Origin of the sequence: Methylobacterium sp. Leaf94 (assembly GCF_001426045.1) — a bacterium.
Lineage (GTDB): Bacteria > Pseudomonadota > Alphaproteobacteria > Rhizobiales > Beijerinckiaceae > Methylobacterium.
Genome location: NZ_LMRM01000013.1, coordinates 38168 through 55438 on the forward strand (window position 1 = coordinate 38168; position 17271 = coordinate 55438).

General features: G+C 71.1%; 14 protein-coding genes. 4 read left to right on the plus strand and 10 right to left on the minus strand.

Annotated elements, in window-relative coordinates:
- The first annotated feature begins 23 nt into the window (after positions 1 to 23).
- A complete protein-coding gene (locus ASG63_RS10350) occupies positions 24 to 3107 on the plus strand; it encodes an efflux RND transporter permease subunit (protein ID WP_056215535.1) in 3084 nt (1027 codons plus the stop codon).
- A gap of 43 nt (positions 3108 to 3150) precedes the next feature.
- Here the strand turns inward: ASG63_RS10350 and ASG63_RS10355 are convergent, their stop codons facing one another.
- From ASG63_RS10355 to ASG63_RS10370, 4 genes are all read right to left on the minus strand, one after another.
- On the minus strand, positions 3151 to 4473 hold the full coding sequence (locus ASG63_RS10355; RefSeq protein ID WP_056215539.1) for an MFS transporter: 1323 nt from the start codon (positions 4471 to 4473) through the stop codon (positions 3151 to 3153).
- A gap of 107 nt (positions 4474 to 4580) precedes the next feature.
- On the minus strand, positions 4581 to 5549 hold the full coding sequence (locus ASG63_RS10360; RefSeq protein WP_244476293.1) for a hydroxymethylglutaryl-CoA lyase: 969 nt from the start codon (positions 5547 to 5549) through the stop codon (positions 4581 to 4583).
- Complete coding sequence (locus tag ASG63_RS10365) at positions 5546 to 6739, minus strand: CaiB/BaiF CoA transferase family protein (protein ID WP_056215542.1); 1194 nt, start codon at positions 6737 to 6739, stop codon at positions 5546 to 5548. Before ASG63_RS10365 ends, ASG63_RS10360 begins: the two co-directional genes overlap by 4 nt.
- 134 nt (positions 6740 to 6873) lie before the next feature.
- On the minus strand, positions 6874 to 7782 hold the full coding sequence (locus ASG63_RS10370) for a LysR substrate-binding domain-containing protein (protein ID WP_056215717.1): 909 nt from the start codon (positions 7780 to 7782) through the stop codon (positions 6874 to 6876).
- A 1209-nt stretch (positions 7783 to 8991) separates the two neighbouring features.
- Here ASG63_RS10370 and ASG63_RS25185 point away from each other — a divergent pair.
- The 3 genes from ASG63_RS25185 to ASG63_RS10390 all read left to right on the plus strand — a co-directional run bounded on the left by ASG63_RS25185 (position 8992) and on the right by ASG63_RS10390 (position 10229).
- Positions 8992 to 9165, plus strand: a complete 174-nt coding sequence (locus ASG63_RS25185) for a hypothetical protein (RefSeq protein ID WP_156394145.1) — start codon at positions 8992 to 8994, stop codon at positions 9163 to 9165.
- Positions 9166 to 9240: 75 nt separating this feature from the next.
- Complete coding sequence (locus ASG63_RS10385) at positions 9241 to 9726, plus strand: Crp/Fnr family transcriptional regulator (protein WP_056215553.1); 486 nt, start codon at positions 9241 to 9243, stop codon at positions 9724 to 9726.
- Positions 9727 to 9989: 263 nt separating this feature from the next.
- The gene (locus ASG63_RS10390; RefSeq protein ID WP_056215557.1) at positions 9990 to 10229 is read left to right on the plus strand and encodes a DUF6894 family protein; all 240 of its coding nucleotides are present in this window, start codon (positions 9990 to 9992) and stop codon (positions 10227 to 10229) included.
- Between the two features lie 103 nt (positions 10230 to 10332).
- Here the strand turns inward: ASG63_RS10390 and ASG63_RS10395 are convergent, their stop codons facing one another.
- The 6 genes from ASG63_RS10395 to ASG63_RS10420 form a co-directional block, all read right to left on the minus strand.
- Positions 10333 to 11331 carry a GDP-mannose 4,6-dehydratase gene (locus ASG63_RS10395; RefSeq protein WP_082501118.1) on the minus strand — a complete coding sequence of 333 codons (999 nt, stop codon included), beginning with the start codon at positions 11329 to 11331 and terminating at the stop codon, positions 10333 to 10335.
- Between the two features lie 128 nt (positions 11332 to 11459).
- Entirely contained in the window at positions 11460 to 12431 is a 972-nt protein-coding gene (locus tag ASG63_RS10400; protein ID WP_056215561.1) for an endo alpha-1,4 polygalactosaminidase, read from the minus strand.
- Positions 12424 to 13869 (minus strand): exopolysaccharide Pel transporter PelG, encoded by a 1446-nt coding sequence (gene pelG / locus ASG63_RS10405; protein ID WP_056215564.1) that lies wholly within the window; start codon positions 13867 to 13869, stop codon positions 12424 to 12426. Before pelG ends, ASG63_RS10400 begins: the two co-directional genes overlap by 8 nt.
- Complete coding sequence (pelF, locus tag ASG63_RS10410; protein WP_056215568.1) at positions 13857 to 15428, minus strand: GT4 family glycosyltransferase PelF; 1572 nt, start codon at positions 15426 to 15428, stop codon at positions 13857 to 13859. The genes pelG and pelF overlap by 13 nt, the downstream gene beginning before the upstream one ends.
- Positions 15425 to 16348, minus strand: a complete 924-nt coding sequence (locus ASG63_RS25785) for a hypothetical protein (RefSeq protein ID WP_056215572.1) — start codon at positions 16346 to 16348, stop codon at positions 15425 to 15427. The genes pelF and ASG63_RS25785 overlap by 4 nt, the downstream gene beginning before the upstream one ends.
- Positions 16342 to 17253 carry a hypothetical protein gene (locus ASG63_RS10420; RefSeq protein ID WP_056215576.1) on the minus strand — a complete coding sequence of 304 codons (912 nt, stop codon included), beginning with the start codon at positions 17251 to 17253 and terminating at the stop codon, positions 16342 to 16344. Before ASG63_RS10420 ends, ASG63_RS25785 begins: the two co-directional genes overlap by 7 nt.
- Between the last annotated feature and the right edge of the window lie 18 nt (positions 17254 to 17271).

Sequence of the window (17271 nt, forward strand, 5' to 3'; positions counted from 1 at the left end):
CGAAACCCCCATCGAGCCGACGCATGCGCCTGAACATCTCCGCCTGGGCGATCCGCCACCCGATCGCGCCGCTCGTGTTGTTCCTGGTGCTGATCGTGCTCGGTCTCGTCAGCTTCCGCAGCCTCGCGGTGACGCGGATGCCCAACGTCGACGTGCCGATCGTCTCGGTGACGATCACGCAGAGCGGGTCGGCCCCCGCCGAGCTGCAGACGCAGGTCACGAAGTGGGTCGAGGATTCCATCGCCGGGGTGCGCGGGGTCAAGCACATCACCTCGGCCATCACCGAGGGCTCCTCCGTCACCACGGTGGAGTTCCGCCTGGAGGTGAACACCGACCGGGCCGTCAACGACGTCAAGGACGCGGTCTCCAAGATCCGCATCAACCTGCCCCGCACCATCGACGAGCCGGTGATCCAGCGCGTCGAGATCACCGGCCTGCCGATCCTGATCTACGGCGTGACGTCGCCCGGCATGACGCCGGCCGAGCTGTCCTGGTTCGTGGAGGACAAGGTCGCCCGCTCGCTCCAGGGCGTGAAGGGCGTCGGCGGCGTCGAGCGCGTCGGCGGCGTCGCCCGCGAGATGCGCGTCACCCTGCTCCCCGACCGCCTGCTGGCCCTGGGCATCACGGCGGCCGACGTGAACCGTCAGCTGCGCCTGACCTCCGCCGACATGGCGGGCGGCCGCGGCGAGGTCGGCGGGCGCGAGCAGTCGATCCGGACGCTGGCCGCCTCGCGCTCGCTGCGCGACCTCAAGGCAACCTCCATCGTGCTCTCCGGGGGCCGCAAGGTCCGCCTCGACGAACTGGCGACGCTGGAGGATGCCATCGAGGAGCCGCGCACCTTCGCGCGCTTCAACGGCGAGCCGGTGGTCGCCTTCGCGGTCTCGCGCGGCTCGGGCGCCAGCGACGCCGAGGTCGCGGCCGGTGTCGAGACGCGCATCGCCGCGTTCAAGACCGCCTATCCCGACATCCGGTTCGAGACCATCGACTCCTCGGTGGCGGCCACCATCGGCTCCTACGATTCGGCGATGCACACCCTGATCGAGGGGGCGGCGCTCGCCGTGCTGGTGGTGTTCCTGTTCCTGCGCGACTGGCGCGCGACGCTGATCGCCGCGATCGCCCTGCCGCTCTCGGTCTTCCCGACCTTCTGGGCGATGGACGCGATGGGCTTCACCCTGAACGGCATCAGCCTGCTCGCCATCACGCTGGTCACCGGCATCCTCGTCGACGACGCCATCGTGGAGATCGAGAACATCGTCCGGCACATGCGGCTCGGCAAATCGCCCTACCGCGCCGCCATCGAGGGCGCCGACGAGATCGGGCTCGCGGTCATCGCCATCACGGCGACCCTGATCGCGGTGTTCGCACCGGTCTCCTTCATGGGCGGCATCGCGGGCCGCTACTTCATGCAGTTCGGCCTCACCATCGCGGTCTCGGTGTTCATGTCGCTGCTGGTCGCGCGCCTGATCACCCCGATGCTGGCCGCCTACTTCCTGCGCGACCACGACCACGAGGAGGCGAAGGAGGGCCCGGTGATGCGCGCCTATGGCCGCGTCGTCGGCTGGTCGGTGCGCCACCGCGTCGTCACGCTGATCGTCGGCCTCGCGCTGTTCGCCGGCTCGCTGGCCTCCACCGGCCTCCTGCCCTCGGGGTTCGTGCCGAAGCAGGACAATGCCCGCACGCTGTTCATGGTCGAGCTCGCGCCCGGCGCCCGCCTGCCCGACACCGTCGCGGTCTCGGACCGGGTGGTGGCCCGCATCCGGGCCCTGCCCGAGGTGGTCTCGGTCTTCGTCGACGGCGGCCGCCAAGCCGGCGGCAAGAAGGAGACCCGGCTCGCCACCCTGATCGTCAACCTGACGCCGAAGAATCAGCGCTCCGCCAAGCAGGCCGCCATCGAGACCGAGATCGCCGGCCTGCTCGCCCAGGAACCCGACATCCGCTCCTGGACCCTGCGCGACGGCGGCCAGCGCGACCTCGCTCTCGTGGTCGGCGGACCCGATGTCGACGTGGTCACCGAGGTCGCCGCCCGGCTCCAGCGCGACATGGCGGCGATCCCCCACCTGGTCTCGGTGATGTCGACGGCCCCCCTCAACCGCACGGAGGTCCGCATCCGGCCGAAGGCGGGGGCGGCGGCCGATCTCGGCGTCTCCACCGACGCCATCGCCGAGACCGTCCGGGTGGGCACCATCGGCGACATCGGGCTGAACCTGGCGAAGTTCAACGCGCCCGACCGGCAGGTGCCGATCCGGGTGCAACTGCCGGAGAGCGCCCGCGGCGCGGTCTCGCGTCTCGAGAACCTCAAGGTGCCGGCCAAGAACGGCGCCGCCGTGCCGCTGGCGGCCGTCGCCGACATCGAGCTCGACCAGGGGCCCGGCGCCATCGAGCGCTACGACCGCGTGGTGCGCGTGGCCGTGGAGGCCAATATGGAGGGCTCCGACGCCCTCGGCTCCCTCATCGCCCAGGCGCTGGAGACCCCCACGGCCAAGACCCTGCCGCCGGGCGTCACCATCCGGCAGACCGGCGACGCCGAGATCATGGGCGAGGTGTTCTCGGGCTTCCTCATGGCGATGGGGGCCGGGATCATGATGGTCTACGCGGTGCTCGTGCTGCTGTTCGGCTCGTTCCTGCAGCCGCTGACCATCCTGTTCTCGCTGCCCCTCTCCATCGGCGGCGCGATCCTCGGCCTGCTGATCCTGAACATGCCGATCTCGATGCCGGTGGTGATCGGCATCCTGATGCTGATGGGGCTGGTGACGAAGAACGCCATCATGCTGGTGGACTTCGCCGTGGAGGAGATGGCCCGCGGCGTCGACCGGGTCACCGCCATCGTGGATGCGGGCCGCAAGCGCGCCCGGCCCATCGTGATGACCACCATCGCCATGGCGGCCGGCATGGTGCCCTCCGCCATGGCGCTGGGCATCGGCGGCGAGTTCCGCGCGCCGATGGCGGTGGCGGTGATCTCGGGCCTGATCGTCTCGACCCTGCTCTCGCTGGTCTTCGTGCCGGCGGTGTTCCTGCTCATGGACAGCCTCGGCGCCGTCCTCGGCCGGCTCCTCGGCCCCTTCGTCGGCGCGACGGACGAGGCGCCCCTCCCCGTCCCCCACGCCTGAGGTCACGCGGGGCGCCCCCGGGCAAGGGGCGCCCCGCGACGGATCAGTCGATCCGGTCGCTGCGGCGCAGCTGGGCCGGCAGGGCGAACAGGCTGATGGCGGCGGCCGCGAGGCAGAGCCCGGCGATCACCCAGATGGCCGGGGTGGTCGACCCGGTCAGGTCCTTGACCCAGCCCACCATGACCGGGCTGACGATGCCGCCGAACTGCCCGAGGGTGTTGATCAGGGCGATGCCGCCGGCGGCGCCGACCCCGGTGACGAGCTTCGGCGGCAGGGTCCAGAAGGTCGGGATCGAGGCGACGATCCCGGTGCCGACGAGGCAGAGGGCCAGCATCAGCGGCACGATCTGCCGGTCGAACAGGCCGGCGGCGAAGAAGCCCAGGGCCGCCGCGATGGCGAGGCCGGCCACGAATTTCGGTCGGTTCCCGGAGGCGTCGGACAGCCGCCCGATCACCACCATGCTGATCGCCCCGCAGATGTAGGGCAGCGCCGCCAGGAGCCCGACCAGGCCGGTGCTGGCCCCGCTCGCCGTCCGGATCAGGTCCGGCCCCCAGAAGTTCAGGCCGTAGGAGCCGATCTGGAGCAGGAAGTAGATCAGCCCGACCTTGAGGAAGCCGGGGCTGCGGATGGCGCCCAGGAGCGAGTGGTCGCCGATCCCGCGGTTGGCCTCGGCGATCTGGCTCGCCACCAGGCTCTTCTCGGAGTCGGTGAGCCAGCGGGCATCGGTGACGCGGTCGTCGAAGCGGCGCATCACCAGGGCGCCAAGGAGCAGGCAGGGCAGGCCGCCGGCAAGGAACAGCCACTGCCATCCGGCCAGTCCCGCGACGCCGTTGAGCGAACTCAGGATCAGCCCCGAGACCGGGGCGCCGACGATGCCCGAGAAGGCCGAGGCCACGAACAGCATCGAGGTGATGCGCCCGCGGCGCGAGGCCGGAAACCACAGGGTCAGGTAGTAGAGGATGCCGGGGGCGAAGCCCGCCTCCATGGCGCCGATGAGGAAGCGCAGGGCGTAGAAGTGCCATTCCTGGGTGATGAACACCATGGCGGCGGTGGCGAGCCCCCAGGAGATCATGATCCGGGCGATCCAGCGCCGGGCGCCGACCCGGTACAGGATCAGGTTCGAGGGCACCTCGAAGATGACGTAGCCGACCACGAACAGGCTCGCGCCGAGGCCGTAGGCGGTGTTGCTGAAGCCGAGGTCGCTCTGGAGCTGGAACTTGGCGAAGCTGATGTTGATGCGGTCGAAGAAGGCGAACAGGTAGCAGACCATGATCAGCGGCATCAGCCGCCAGGCGATTTTCCGGTAGGTGGCGGCTTCGCGGGTCTCTGCGGGCGCGCCGAGGGCGGCCGGAGCGGCGAGGGTCATGGTGTCTCTCCCTGGAGGCGTCTCGATGGCGCGCCGCCCTTATCCGGGCGGTCTTGCGGGTTCTGCCGATCTTGCGTGTTGGGCTTGTCCTGCGTCGAACCCCCGCCTCAGGCCGCGATCCCGGGCGGCGGCGGGTGGAGGTCGCCGGGGCGCCCGGCCTGGGCCACCTGCCCCGGGACGGGATGGCCGACGAGGGCCGGCAGCCCGCGCGACAGGGCGATCAGCCCGTCGAGGTCGAGGCCGGTGGGGATGTCCATCTCGTGGGCCATGCTCACGAGGTCTTCGGTGCAGATGTTGCCGGTGGCCCCCGGGGCGAAGGGGCAGCCGCCGAGGCCGCCGAGGGCCGCGTCGAAGCGCCGGGCGCCGGCCGCCCGCGCCGCCAGCACGTTGGCGAGGCCGAGGCCGCGGGTGTTGTGGAAGTGGAGCGTCAGCGCCTCGGCCGGGACGAGCCGGAGGGCGCGGGCCACGCGGTCGCCGACCTGGCGCGGGTTGGCCATGCCGGTGGTGTCGGCCAGCGTGATGCCGTCGATCCCGAGGGCGCGGTAGCGCGCGACGATGTCGAGGACCCGCTCCGCCGGCTGGCCGCCCTCGAAGGGGCAGCCGAAGGCGGTGGCCACCGTCGCGTTGAGGCGCACGCCGGTGCCGCGCGCCGCCGCGACGATCCGCGCGAAGGCGTCGAGGGAGGCCTCGCGGGTCAGGCCCATATTGGCGCGGTTGTGGGTCTCACTCGCCGACATGACGAGGTTGAGCTCGTCGGCGCGGGCCGCGAGCGCCCGCTCGGCGCCCTTCAGGTTCGGCACCAGGGCGACGTAGAGCGTGCCCGGGCGCCGGGTGATCCGGGCCAGCACCTCGGCGGCGTCGCGCAAGGCGGGAACCGCCTTGGGCGAGACGAACGAGGTCGCCTCGATCCGGCTGAAGCCCGCCGCCGAGAGGGCGTCGATCAGCGCGACCTTGTCGGCGGTCTCGACGAAGGCGGGCTCGATCTGCAGGCCGTCGCGGGGCGCGACCTCCTGGACGATCAGGGGCGTCTCGTCGCCCGGGCTTCCGGTCCCGCTGCGCCTCAGGCCGCCGCTCACGCCACCGCTCCCGTGGTCCGCAGGGCCGCGATCGCCGCGGCGTCGTAGCCGAGATCCGCCAGCACCGCGTCGGTGTGGGCGCCGAGGGCCGGACCGGACCAGCGCACCTCTCCGGGGGTCTCGGAGAGCTTGGGCACGATGCCGGGCATCTTCACCGCCGTGCCGCCGGGCAGCGCGGTCGGCAGGATCATGTCGCGGGCCTGGTAGTGCGGGTCGGCGAGGATGTCGGCCACCGAGTAGATCCGGCCGGCGGGGACCTGCGCCGCCTCCAGGGCCTCCAGCGCATCGGCGATGCTGCGCGCGCCCGACCAGTCCGCGATGGCCGCGTCGAGCCGCGCGGCCTGGGCCGAGCGGCCGTCGTTGCTGCGCAGGGCCGGGTCGTCGGCGAGGTCGGGCCGGCCGATCGCCCGCATCAGGCGCCGGAAGATCGGGTCGCTGTTGCCCGCGATGACGACGTAGCCGCCATCCTGGGTCGGGTAGGTGTTCGAGGGCGTGATGCCCGGCAGGGCGCCGCCCGTCCGGGTGCGGACCTCGCCGAGGAGATCGTATTCCGGGACGAGGCTCTCCATCACGTTGAAGACGCTCTCCACCAGCGAGACGTCGATGACCTGGCCCTTGCCGCCGGCGGTCTTGACGTGGAGGAGCGACATCAGCGCGCCGATGACCCCGTGCAGGGAGGCCAGGGTGTCGCCGATGCTGACGCCGACGCGGGCGGGCGGGCTGTCCGGATGGCCGGTGGTGAAGCGCAGGCCGCCCATCGCCTCGCCGATGGCGCCGAAGCCCGGCCGGTCGCGGTAGGGACCGGTCTGGCCGTAGCCGGAGATCCGGACCATGACGAGGTTGGGGTTGAGGGCGGAGAGGTCCGCCCAGCCCAGCCCGAGCTTCTCCAGCCCCCCGGGGCGGAAATTCTCGATGACCACGTCGGCGCTGGTGGCGAGCGCCCGCACCACCGCGGCGCCCTCCGGCGCCTTCAGGTCGACGGCGATGGATTTCTTGTTGCGGGACTGGAGGTACCACCAGAGGGAGGTGCCCTCGTGCAGCTTGCGCCACTTGCGCAGGGGATCGCCCTCCCCCGGTGCCTCGACCTTGATCACCTCGGCACCGAACTCCGCCATCAGGCGGGCGGCGAAGGGGGCGGCGATGAGCTGTCCGAGTTCGAGAACGCGGATTCCGGCGAGCGGTCCGGCCATGAACGGTTCCTCCGGTGGTCTGTCGGCGACGGTCTTCTCGGATCGTCTTCCTGCCCATCGATAGCCGCGCAGGGCCGGCGAAGGCCAACCGTCTTTCGGCGACGACCGTTCGCGTCCGGAGAACGCTTCGCGGCTCAGGCCGCGTCGGCGGTGAGGCTCGCGACGAGGAGGCTCGCCGCCGGGGAGCGTTCGCCGGGGCGGGAGACGATGCGCAATTCGCGCTGGGCCCAGGGGTCGGTGAGGGGGATCGCGGCGAGGTCCATGGCGCTTCCCAGGAGGGCGAAGACCCCGAGGGGCACCACGCCGAGCCCCATATCGGCCTGGGCCATGCGCAGGACCGCGTCGAAGCCCGGCACGTGGACGCGCAGGCGCAAGGGGCGGCCGATGCTCTGCGCCTCGCCGCGCACGCTGGCATAGATCGAGCTCTCGGCGTGCAGCCCGACGAAGTCGTGGTCGAGGGTGTCCCGGAAGGCGAGTGCGGGCCGGTCCGCCAGGGGATGGTCGTGGCGCATGACCACGACGAGGCTGTCGCGGCGGTAGAGCACGCTGGTCAGGTCCCGGGCCGGGATACTGCCGGAGCAGATGCCGAGCTCGGCCAGGCCCGCCTCGACGCCGGCCACCACGCCGCCGCTCGGGCGCTCCTCCAGGCTGATCTTGATGGCCTCCTGGCGCGCCAGGAAGGCGCGCAGGTCCTCGGGCAGGAACTGCACGATAGCCGACAGGTTGGCGAACATCCGCACGATGCCCCGGACGCCCTTGGCGTGCTCGGCGAGCTCCACCACGATCTGCTCGACGTCGTGCAGCATGCGCCGGGCGTGATGGAGCAGGGTCTCCCCGGCCGGGGTCATCACCATGCCCCGCGCCTGGCGCGTCATCAGCTGGACGCCGAGACTCTGCTCCAGCTCGACCAAGCGCTTGCTGACGGCGGAGGGGGCGATCGCCGCCCGCCGGGCCGCCTGGGTCAGGGTGCCGTCCTCGCACATCGCCACGAACAGGCGCAGCGTCGTCGGATCGAGGCGCCGCAGGAGCGTCGGGGCCAGCATGTCCATCCCTCTCACCGGCCCCGACCGGCGCGGACTGCACCCCGGGGCTCCGGCGAGACTACAGCGCCGGACGGCCCGACGGACCAGCCCGGCGGCGGCAGATCGGCGCGTCCGTCTCCGAAGGCCCGGAGAACCGGCCTCCGGGGCCGATGGGTCGGCCTCGGGCCAGCGGACGGCGCCGGCGACGCCCCAGACGCCCGGGCCGTCGGCGACCACGGGGCCGCGCGAATCCCCCATGCAGACCTCAGCCCCGCCGCGGGCGACCGCGATGAGGAGGCCCGTCGTGGTGCGCAGCACCGGGTCGAGGCGGGTCGTCCTGAGGAAGCCGATGCCCCTGGCGCGACAGCCCCGCCCCGGTGAGGGGCAGCGCCTGGGGCACGGTGGGCCGGCCGAGCCGGAGCGGTTCGCGTCCGGGCACGGGCCGGGAGAGCCGCAGGACGGCGGTGTCGAGGGACAGGGCTGCAGGCGGGAAGACGCGGACGGCAGGTCGTCCGGGAGGGTGTCGCAGCGGGCGAGCGCCGCGACCCGGTCGGTCCGCGTGCTCGGGCGGGCCCCTTCGGACCGGACGACCGCCGAGGCGACGGAATCGTCCCGCACGCCATGGCCGGCGGTGCGGACGAGGTCCGGGGGGTGACCACGCCGGCGCAGCGGTTCGGATCGATCGCGACCGCGTGGCGGCGGCCGACGCTCGCCCTGCCTTTTCGGGGTCTCCCGCTTCGGCTTCCCGCTCTGCCCCACGACCTCGACACGTCGCTGCCCCTGAACGACGGGCGCTGCCGGACCCCGACGGATCTCGGCCGCCACGACGCGGCCCCTCGCGCCGCCCGCAGTGCCGGAGGTTCCCGCGCCGCCGACGTTCCCGGTGCCACCCTCCGAACGCCCAAGGGGGCGGACAGAGGCCCCGGAGAGGTGAAGGCGCTGCCCGGGTGAGAATGAGCGCGCCATCGCGGGCCCTGCGATGGGTCTCGGCCGCGACACTCTTCCGAAGATCAGAGCTTCGGGTAATGCTTCGGATTCTCTACCCCTTCGCAAGCATCCTGCCCTGGATGATCGCGATATCCGGCGTCAGACCCAGCATGATCCGTCAAAAGCGACTTATTCGATCCTGATGCTGATCGGAGACGATCATACTTTTTGACTATATATTTTCGAGGATCGCTATGATCTAATATCAAATGTTGATCTTCGGTGGCGACTTCAGAGGGGCACGTGTTCGGATCTTTTATCCGCAAGTTCGAACCTCGTTTCAGTCTTTCGGATGCGGACCGGGACGCTCTCGAGCAGGCCAACGTTCACGGCCGCTTCGTCGGTCCCCGGACGGACATCGTCTCGGAGGGCGACGTTCCGGATCACCTCCACATCATTCGCAGCGGACTGGCCTGACGCTGCAAATTCCTGCCGGACGGGACCCGGGTCATCCTCGCCTTCCTCATTCCGGGGGATGTCTGCGATCTCAACGTGCCGATCATCGGTGCGCTCGACCATTCCATCGCGACGCTCACCCTGTGCGAGGTGGCGCGGGTCCCGCACGACGTTCTGGGCCGGCTCACGGCCAGCTATCCGTCGCTGGATCACGTCCTTCGCTGCGCCGCGCTGGTCGATGAGGCGATCCTGCGCGAGTGGTTGCTCGTCGTGGGGCATCGCCCGGCCGACAGGCGGCTCGCGCATGTCTTCTGCGAACTTCTGGTGCGCTTCCAATCCGTCGGGCTGGCGACCGGGAACGGGTACGAGCTTCCCCTCACGCAGGTCGACCTGAGCGATGCGCTCGGATTGTCGCCCGTTCATGTGAACAGGACGCTCGGGAGCCTGAAGCGCCGGAGGCTGATCGCCCTCGACGGCAAGCGGGTGGCCATCCCCGATGTCGAAGCGCTCAAGGACTTCGCGATGTTCGACCCGGCCTACCTGCACCTCGCGCCCGAGGCGAACGCACCGCGTGTGGCGTAGGCCGTCGGCCCGCGATGCCGCGGCCGTTCGGAGGCATGACGCCACCGCCGGCGCCTGTTTGGAGAGGTCCAGACACCAGCGGTAGCGGCTGTCATCATGGACAGCTTGCCGACCATGATCCGCGGTCTTTCGCCTGCATTGCGATGGATCAATGCCGCCCGGCGGCGTGCTGAACAGGATTCGCGTCCGGTGATCGCGCTCCTTTGAGGCCTTCCCGCACGTACGAGCCGTCGCGGCTCTTCGGGGCCTGTGCGGAGGGATCCATGCCTCGGTACTTCTTCGACATCTACGACGGACACACCGAGCGCGACGATGTCGGCACGGAATTCGCGGGTCCGCGGGAAGCCGTCCTTCATGCCAAGCGCATCCTGCCCGAGATCGCGATCCACGAAGGTTGGGCGGACGGACATTGCCAAGCCTTCACGGTGCTGGTGACGGACGACGAGGGCCATCCGGTGTATTCGGCCGCCCTGTGTTGCATCGGAACCTGGTTGCTTCGCTGATCGCCGGTCCGGGCCCCCCGTCACGCCGGGGAAGCCCCGGCTGCGTCCGGCGCCGGCCCGGGCCGGGTTGGCGAAACGCCGCGCCAGGGACAGGGCGCCCGGGTCAGGTGACGTAACGGTCGGTGGCGTAGAAGCCGGGGTTCGAGCGGACGAAGTCGATCATCCGGCAGAGGCCGTCATCGATCGACATCCGCGGCGCCCAGCCCATGGCGCGGCGCGCCAGACCGTTGTCGGAGATCAGCTTGAGCACTTCGCTCTGCTCCGGCCGCATCCGCTGCGCCTCGGTCACGATCGGCTTGTCGACACCCATCAGTTCGAGGATGCGGTGGGCGAACCAGCCGACCGAGTAGGTCTCGCCCGTGCCGAGATTGATCGTCATCCCCTCGATGCCCGGCTGCGAGCCGGCCGCGAGGAAGCCCGCCACCGTGTCGGAGACGTAGGTCATGTCGCGCTCCGGCGTCAGGGAGCCGAGGCGGATCTCGTCCCGGGCGAAGGCCTGCGAGATGATAGTCGGGATGAAGGCGCGGGCACTTTGGCGCGGCCCGTAGGTGTTGAAGGGCCGCAGGGTCACCACCGGCAGCTCGAACGAGCGGGCATAGCTCTCGGCGAGCTTGTCGGCGGCGATCTTGGAGGCGGAATAGGGAGACTGCCCCTGGAGCGGGTGGGTCTCGTCGATCGGCGTGCGCAGGGCCGTCCCGTAGACCTCCGAGGTGCTCGTATGGACGATCCGCCCGACGGCGCTGCGGCGCCCGGCCTGGAGCACGTTCAGGGTGCCCTCGATGTTGGCGCGGACGTAGCTGCGCGGCGCCTCGTAGGAATAGGGTATCGCGATCAGGGCGCCGAGGTGCAGCACGACGTCCAGGCCCTCGAGGGTCTGGTAGATGAAGTCGCTGTCCTCGATGTTGCCGAAGGCCACCGTCATCGCGGCCCGGACCTCGGGGTCGAGGAAGTCGAGGTTGCCGACCCGGGCGCCGGAATTGTAGCGCACGATCGCCGTGACCTCGGCGCCGGCCCGCACCAGGGCGTCCACGAGGTGGCTGCCGATGAATCCGCCGGCGCCGGTCACCGCGACCCGCTTGCCCTGCCATGCTGTTCCGTCCATCTCATGCTCCCCAACGGCTTTACCGAAACACAGTTTCAAGTAGTTCAGCGCACGGTCAGGATCTGCGCAATCGACACAAACGGATTAGGAAGTTTTCAGCGGGATTTCGGGCGTGGGCCGAAGGATGCTCAGCGCTCAGCACGGGCGTGCGGCTCGCGCAGGACCCGGTCGAGCAGGATCTGCCCGACGTAGGGGCGGTGCCCGAGGGCGCGTTCACGGGTGTAGATCTCGCGAATGGTCGCGCTGTCCTCGGCGTCCCAGTAATCCAGGCTGAGGATCGGCACCGGCGGCTCCGCCTCGGCGAGGGGGCGCAGGGCCTGCCGGTGCGGGTCGAGTTCGCGGGGCTCCGTCCAGCGGTAGCCGTTCGCTGGGGCGTCGTAGGTCGTCAGCAGGCTCTCGGCGACGACCCCGTCGACCTGCCCGATGAGCTCGGGCAGCAGGGCGTAGCCGCGATTCATCAGCAGCATCCGGTCGGGATGGCGCCGGCGGATGGTTCGGACGAGGTCGATGGCGGCCGAGCGCATGCCGGCATAGCGCTCGGGGTCGGTCTGCTCGAGATGGGGCGGGGTGTCGAGGGTGTCGAAGAACAGCCCGGAGAACCCGCGTTCCAGCAGAGCCGGAATCGCGACGTCCAGGATCAGGGCACGCCAGGCGGGCCGGCGCACGTCGCACAGCACGGTGTCGGGCCAGTTCGGGTTCTCGCCGAGGAGGAGATCCGGGTCGTCGAGCTGCGCGAACAAGGGACTCGTGCGCTTGATCTCGCCGAGGCTGAGATAGCCGAGCACCTCGGTTCCGAGGTCCCGCATCGGCGTCAGGGGGCTCTTGAAGCCCGGATCGAGCACGACGAGGTCGAAGCCCTCGAATGCGGCCGGCTCCAGGTCTTCGCCGTAGAACAGCGTCCAGGCCAGATGGGGGTGGCGGAGCCGGTCGCGCGCGCGGGCCGGCCGGTCGAGGAGCAGGCCCGCGGCCCCGAGGCCGGCGAGCAGCCGCAGGACGCTTCGGCGCAAGATATTGGGGCGCAGGATGCTGGGATGCAGGATGCTTGGACGCAGGATGCTTGGGCGCCCGACGCTGCGGCGTCCATCGGCGGGATCACGCATCGCTCGACCTTCTGAATCGAAAGTAGCGGCGAACCGGCCGGGCCCGTGCCTCGGCCGGGCGCAGGGACGTGTTGTTGGTGACGAAGGCATGGAAATGCAGCCAGGGCAGCTCGTGGGCGAGGAGCGTCACCGCGAGGAGGAACGTGAGGGCCGAGGCGAACAGGTTGCCGTATCCGAAGAACGGGAATCCGAGGGGCAGGAGGGCGGCGGTGAGCGTTCCGTTCAGGATGCAATACGTCGCCGAGACCGCGAGGGCGTGGCGGCGCAGGTCGAAGTAGAGCAGGAAGATGAAGCAGAAGGAGGCGCTGGTCTGGAACACCATTCCGACCAGGGCCGCCCGCAGGATGCCCATCTGGCTCGCCCGCAGTCCGAGGGGTTCGATCGCCACGTAGGAGACCAGGATGGCGATGAGGGCGACGGCCGCGAGGGCGATGAACAACCCGGACAGCTTGGCCATGACGAAGCGCGACAGGCGTGCCTGCTTTCGCGCGAGGTCGCGACGGCTGACCCCGTGGGCGAGGCTGCCGTAGAAGGCGCGGCTCAGGCGGAAGAAGTTGGTCTCCACGTGGACGAAGAACACCGCCAGGATGGGGATCGACGCGAGCTGCGCCCAGAACATCGGCGTGTCGTAGTTCGGCATGGTCCGGAAGGCGCCGCCCACCGTGGTCACGCCGATGGGCGCGGCGACCCACATGATGAGCTTGTCGACCCAGAGGCCGAGGGCGCAGGTGAGCCCGATCAGCGGCAGGTCCCAGTGCGTGCGCAGGGACCGCGCCAGCGCGGCATCGGGCACGAGCGCCACCCCGTATTCCTGCAGCAGGCGGCGGGCGAGGACGAGGTCGACGACCGTCAGCCCGATGTTGAAGGCCGTGAGGAGCCGGAGCGGCTCGCTGCTCGGGGCGATCGCGATGAGCGCGACCATGACGGCCGCACCGGCGCCGAAGGCCACGGCGACGATGACGTGGCTCCGGATCGCGCCCATGAAGGGGATCAGGAGCCAGGCCGCGCCCATCAGCAGCAGGTTCTGCAGACCGGCCACCGTATCCGGGCCGGGCAGGTCCGCCGCGAACAGATAGAGCGGGCCGGCGACGACGAGGGCCGCGGCGGCGAAGAGGGCCTGCGCGGCGACGAACGCGTAGGTGACGCTCGTGTCGCGCTTCAGCCAGACCTGGTCCGAGACGAAGCGCGTGCAGACGAAGGCGATCGGGCCGGTGAGAATCGCCGAGATCAGGGCGTTGTAGATGATGACCGAGCGGAAGAGCGGCAGTCCGGGACAGTCGTCGGTGGGACAGGCGGCGAGATCGATGCCGCCGATCGCCAGGACCGTGAAGATCCACGGACCCGCCACCAGCAGGGCCGCGTAGACGTAGGCTCCGGCGGTGCTGGTCAGGGAGCGCCCCTGCGTCATGCGCTCGAGGGCGAAGCCTAGGCCGGCCATGGAATCCTCCCGATCTCCGCCGCCGGACCGTCATCCCGCAGGGATTGAGAGCTTCGGGGGGCTGGTGGATCGAGCGAGGCCGGGTCGAGCGACGCATAAAGCGCCTCGTAGAGCCCGACGACCCGGTCCTGATCGAACACCGTACGGATGCGCGCGCGCAGGCTCCGGCCCATGCGCGCCCGCAGGTCGCCGTCGCGCAGGAGGCGCGCGAGGGCATCGGCCGTCGCCTGCGGGTCGCAGGCGCGCACGACGAATCCGCCCGCCGTGTCGGAGTCGGGCCCGTCCGGTCCTTCGAGAATCTCGCGGCACGAGCCAACATCGGTCGTCACCGCGGGCACGCCGGCGGCTCCCGCCTCCAGGATCGACAGGGGCTGGGCCTCGCTGATGCTGGTGAGGGCGATGACGTCGGTCTGTCCGAAATAGGTCTTCACGTCCCGAACCCGGCCGAGGAACCGGACGGTGTTCTGCAGGCCGAGCTGGCGCACCAGGGCCCGGCACTCGGCCGCGTAGGCGGGATCCTCGTCCTCGGGCCCGATGATGATCGCGTCGACGTCGGGGACCTGACGGCGCAGCAGGCCGGCAGCCTCGATGAAGGTGCGGATGTCCTTGATCGGGACGAGGCGGCCGACCAGGAGGACGGTGGGGCGGCGCGGCTGCGGACCGGGCGGGATGTCGGCGAACTGGTCGAGGCGGATGCCGTTCGGGATCATGCGCAGCTTCGCCTCGGCTGCCCCGTCCTCGATCTGGTAGAGCTGGTTGGTCCGGAACTGCGTCGTGATGAGGTCGGCGACGTCATAGGTGATCCGCGCCATGGCGTTGAAGGCGTTCAGCCAGACCCGTCGCAGCTCGGGAGCCGTGCCGGTGACGTCGAACCCGCCCGCGCCGGACTCGTAGATCCAGTCGGCGACGGAGAGCTCGATCCGGCGCTCGTTGGTGTAGATGCCGTGCTCGGTCACCACGAAGGGCCGCCCCGTCAGGGCCTTGGCCCGGGCCCCGAACAGTCCCGGATAGCCTGTCGAGATGGCGTGATAGATGCGGGCCGGCGGGATCGGCGCGGTGGCGATCGCGATGAGGCTGCGGGCCAGGAAGCGCCAGGTCCAGAAGAAATCGACGAGGGGCGCCCCGGGGAGCATCTCCTCGTAGATCCGTTCGAGCGCGGTCCAGGCCGGGCGCGAATCGAGCAGGGCCCGCTGCCGGAGATCGCACCGGTCGAGCTCCCGGACGCACCGGACCCAGGCCTGCGCGCCCCCATCGGTGAGGACGGCCTGCAGGTCCCGGATCAGCGGCGCGATCGCTTCCCGCCCCCGCAGGAGCGGCAGGCGTCCCGGCGGGCAGGCGTCGATGGGCACGTCGACGATGCGCTCGACGTTCGCCGGAAGGTCGAACTTCCGGGTCCGTTCCTGGTCCGAGGTCGTGAAGGCCACGAGGCTGAAGCGCTTGTCCGGAAAGCTGCGGATGAAGCTGTCGGTCCAGGAGGAGACGCCGCCGAGGAGGTAGGGGTACCCGCCCTCCACGAGCAGGCACACGTCCGATGGGCCGGAGGCGGTCTGCGCGCTCACGGCAGGGCCTCCCGCGGGAGAGACGGGGTCGAGGCGCCGCTCTCGGCCTCGATGGCGGCCAGCAGCGCCCGGGCGGCCGTGTTCTCCGGTTCGGCCGCCAGGGCCTGGCTCGCGGCGACGCGGGCGGCCGCCATCTCCGTGCGGGCCTGCAGGGGCTCCGTCAGGCCCGACTCGGCGTAGGCGCGGCGCGCCGCCGCGAGGGCGAGCCAGGGGCCGGCCGCGCCCGGGGCCTGGGCGACGGCCACCTCCAGGGCGATGAGGTCCCGGGTGAAGCGGGTCTGGAGCTTGGCGAGGACCGTCGAGGCCAGCACGCGCACGGAGGCGTCGGTATCCTGGAGCGCGGCGCGGATCACATGGGTCAGGCACGGATCGAAGCGCCGCCCCACGATCGCCAGCGCCTCGAACTTGGCTTCCTTCGCGCCGCCATCGAGGATGTCCGCCAGGGGCACCACACTGCTGGCCTTGCCGACCCGGAGACGCCCATCGCGCAGGTCGCTGCTGAGCCGGCCGCAATCCGTTCGCGGGTCGAGATGACCCTCCGTCTCGAGCCAGGTTCCGAAAGGCTCGGCCGGTCGCGGAGGCGCCGCGCCGCGATCGAGGAGGGCGAGGCCGATCGCCAGGAGGGTGCCGAAGGGACCGCCGATGAAGGTCCAGAGGGTGAGGTGCGCCAGCCGCGCCGCCTCGCCCGGTGCCTGAGCGTCCTGCAGGGTGCGCAGGCCGAGGATCAGGCACAGGCCGACATGCCCCGCGAGGACGACGACGGGACCCACGAGGGCATGGAGCAGCGCCGCGGCGAGGGCGAGCTCCCCGAGCGCCGTGGCGAGGGCGACCACGGTCGGGGAACGGGGGACGCGAAGGTGCGCGTCCCAGGCGGTCCGGGGCCGCGCGGCGGCGAGCGGATCGGGGAGGTCGATCAGCATCGCTCCGCCCCGGCCACCAGGCTTCCCATGGCCAGCGCCAGGTCCAGCGCGCGCGGCGCGGCTTCGGCGAGGGTCTGGTTGGGCAGCAGGCCCTCGATCAGGAGCAGGCCGCGCGGGCCCGGGGCGCCGTGGGCCGGAAGGGCGACGGCGAGGACCGCGCCGTCCGGCAGTCTCCGGGCATCCGCGGCGCGATCCCGGCGCCAGAGCCGGTCCGGCGCCTGCGCGACGGCTTCGGCCAGCATGCCATCGATGGCCGGTGCGGTGGCCCGGTCGCACGCTCCGCCCTCCGCGACCGTGGCCAGGGGGGCGAGGCCCCGGGGCGTGGCCGCGTAGACCGTGAGTCGGGAGGCTCCCACGAGCCGGCGGCCCAGCTCCGCCAGGCTCGTCGCCAGGCGGAGGCCATCCTCGGCGTCCAGGCAGGCGAAGGCCTTGCTCACGCTGCCGAGGGTGCGGGTCTCGGCGGCGAATCGGAGTTCGAGGCGACCGATCTCCGCCATGGCGGCGGAGAGGCCCCGGCCGAGGCTGTCGGCCTCGTCGAGGGCGTCGTCCCGCTGCTGGCGCAACTCGGCCGCGTGGAAGATGTGGAGGCTGCGCAACCCGCCGAGGACCAGGGCGCAGGCCAGCCACGCCGTCGGCTCGGCGACGACCTGGCGTGAGTAGGCGTAGTAATCCTGGGTCGCGAGCTGCGAGGGCAGTGCCGAGCTGTACAGCGCCAGGGTCGCCACCAGGGTGGCGAAGACGCCGCCCGCGAGGCCGTACTGCGCCGAGATCAGGATGACTGGGATCCAGAACGGCCGGGGTGTCATCCAGGCGTAGCGGCTGCCGTCGAAGACCAGGTGGTCGATCAGGACCAGGAGCAGGACGAGGCCGATGGCCTCCGGGACGTAGCGCCGCCATCCCAGCAACGGGCTGGACCGATCCTG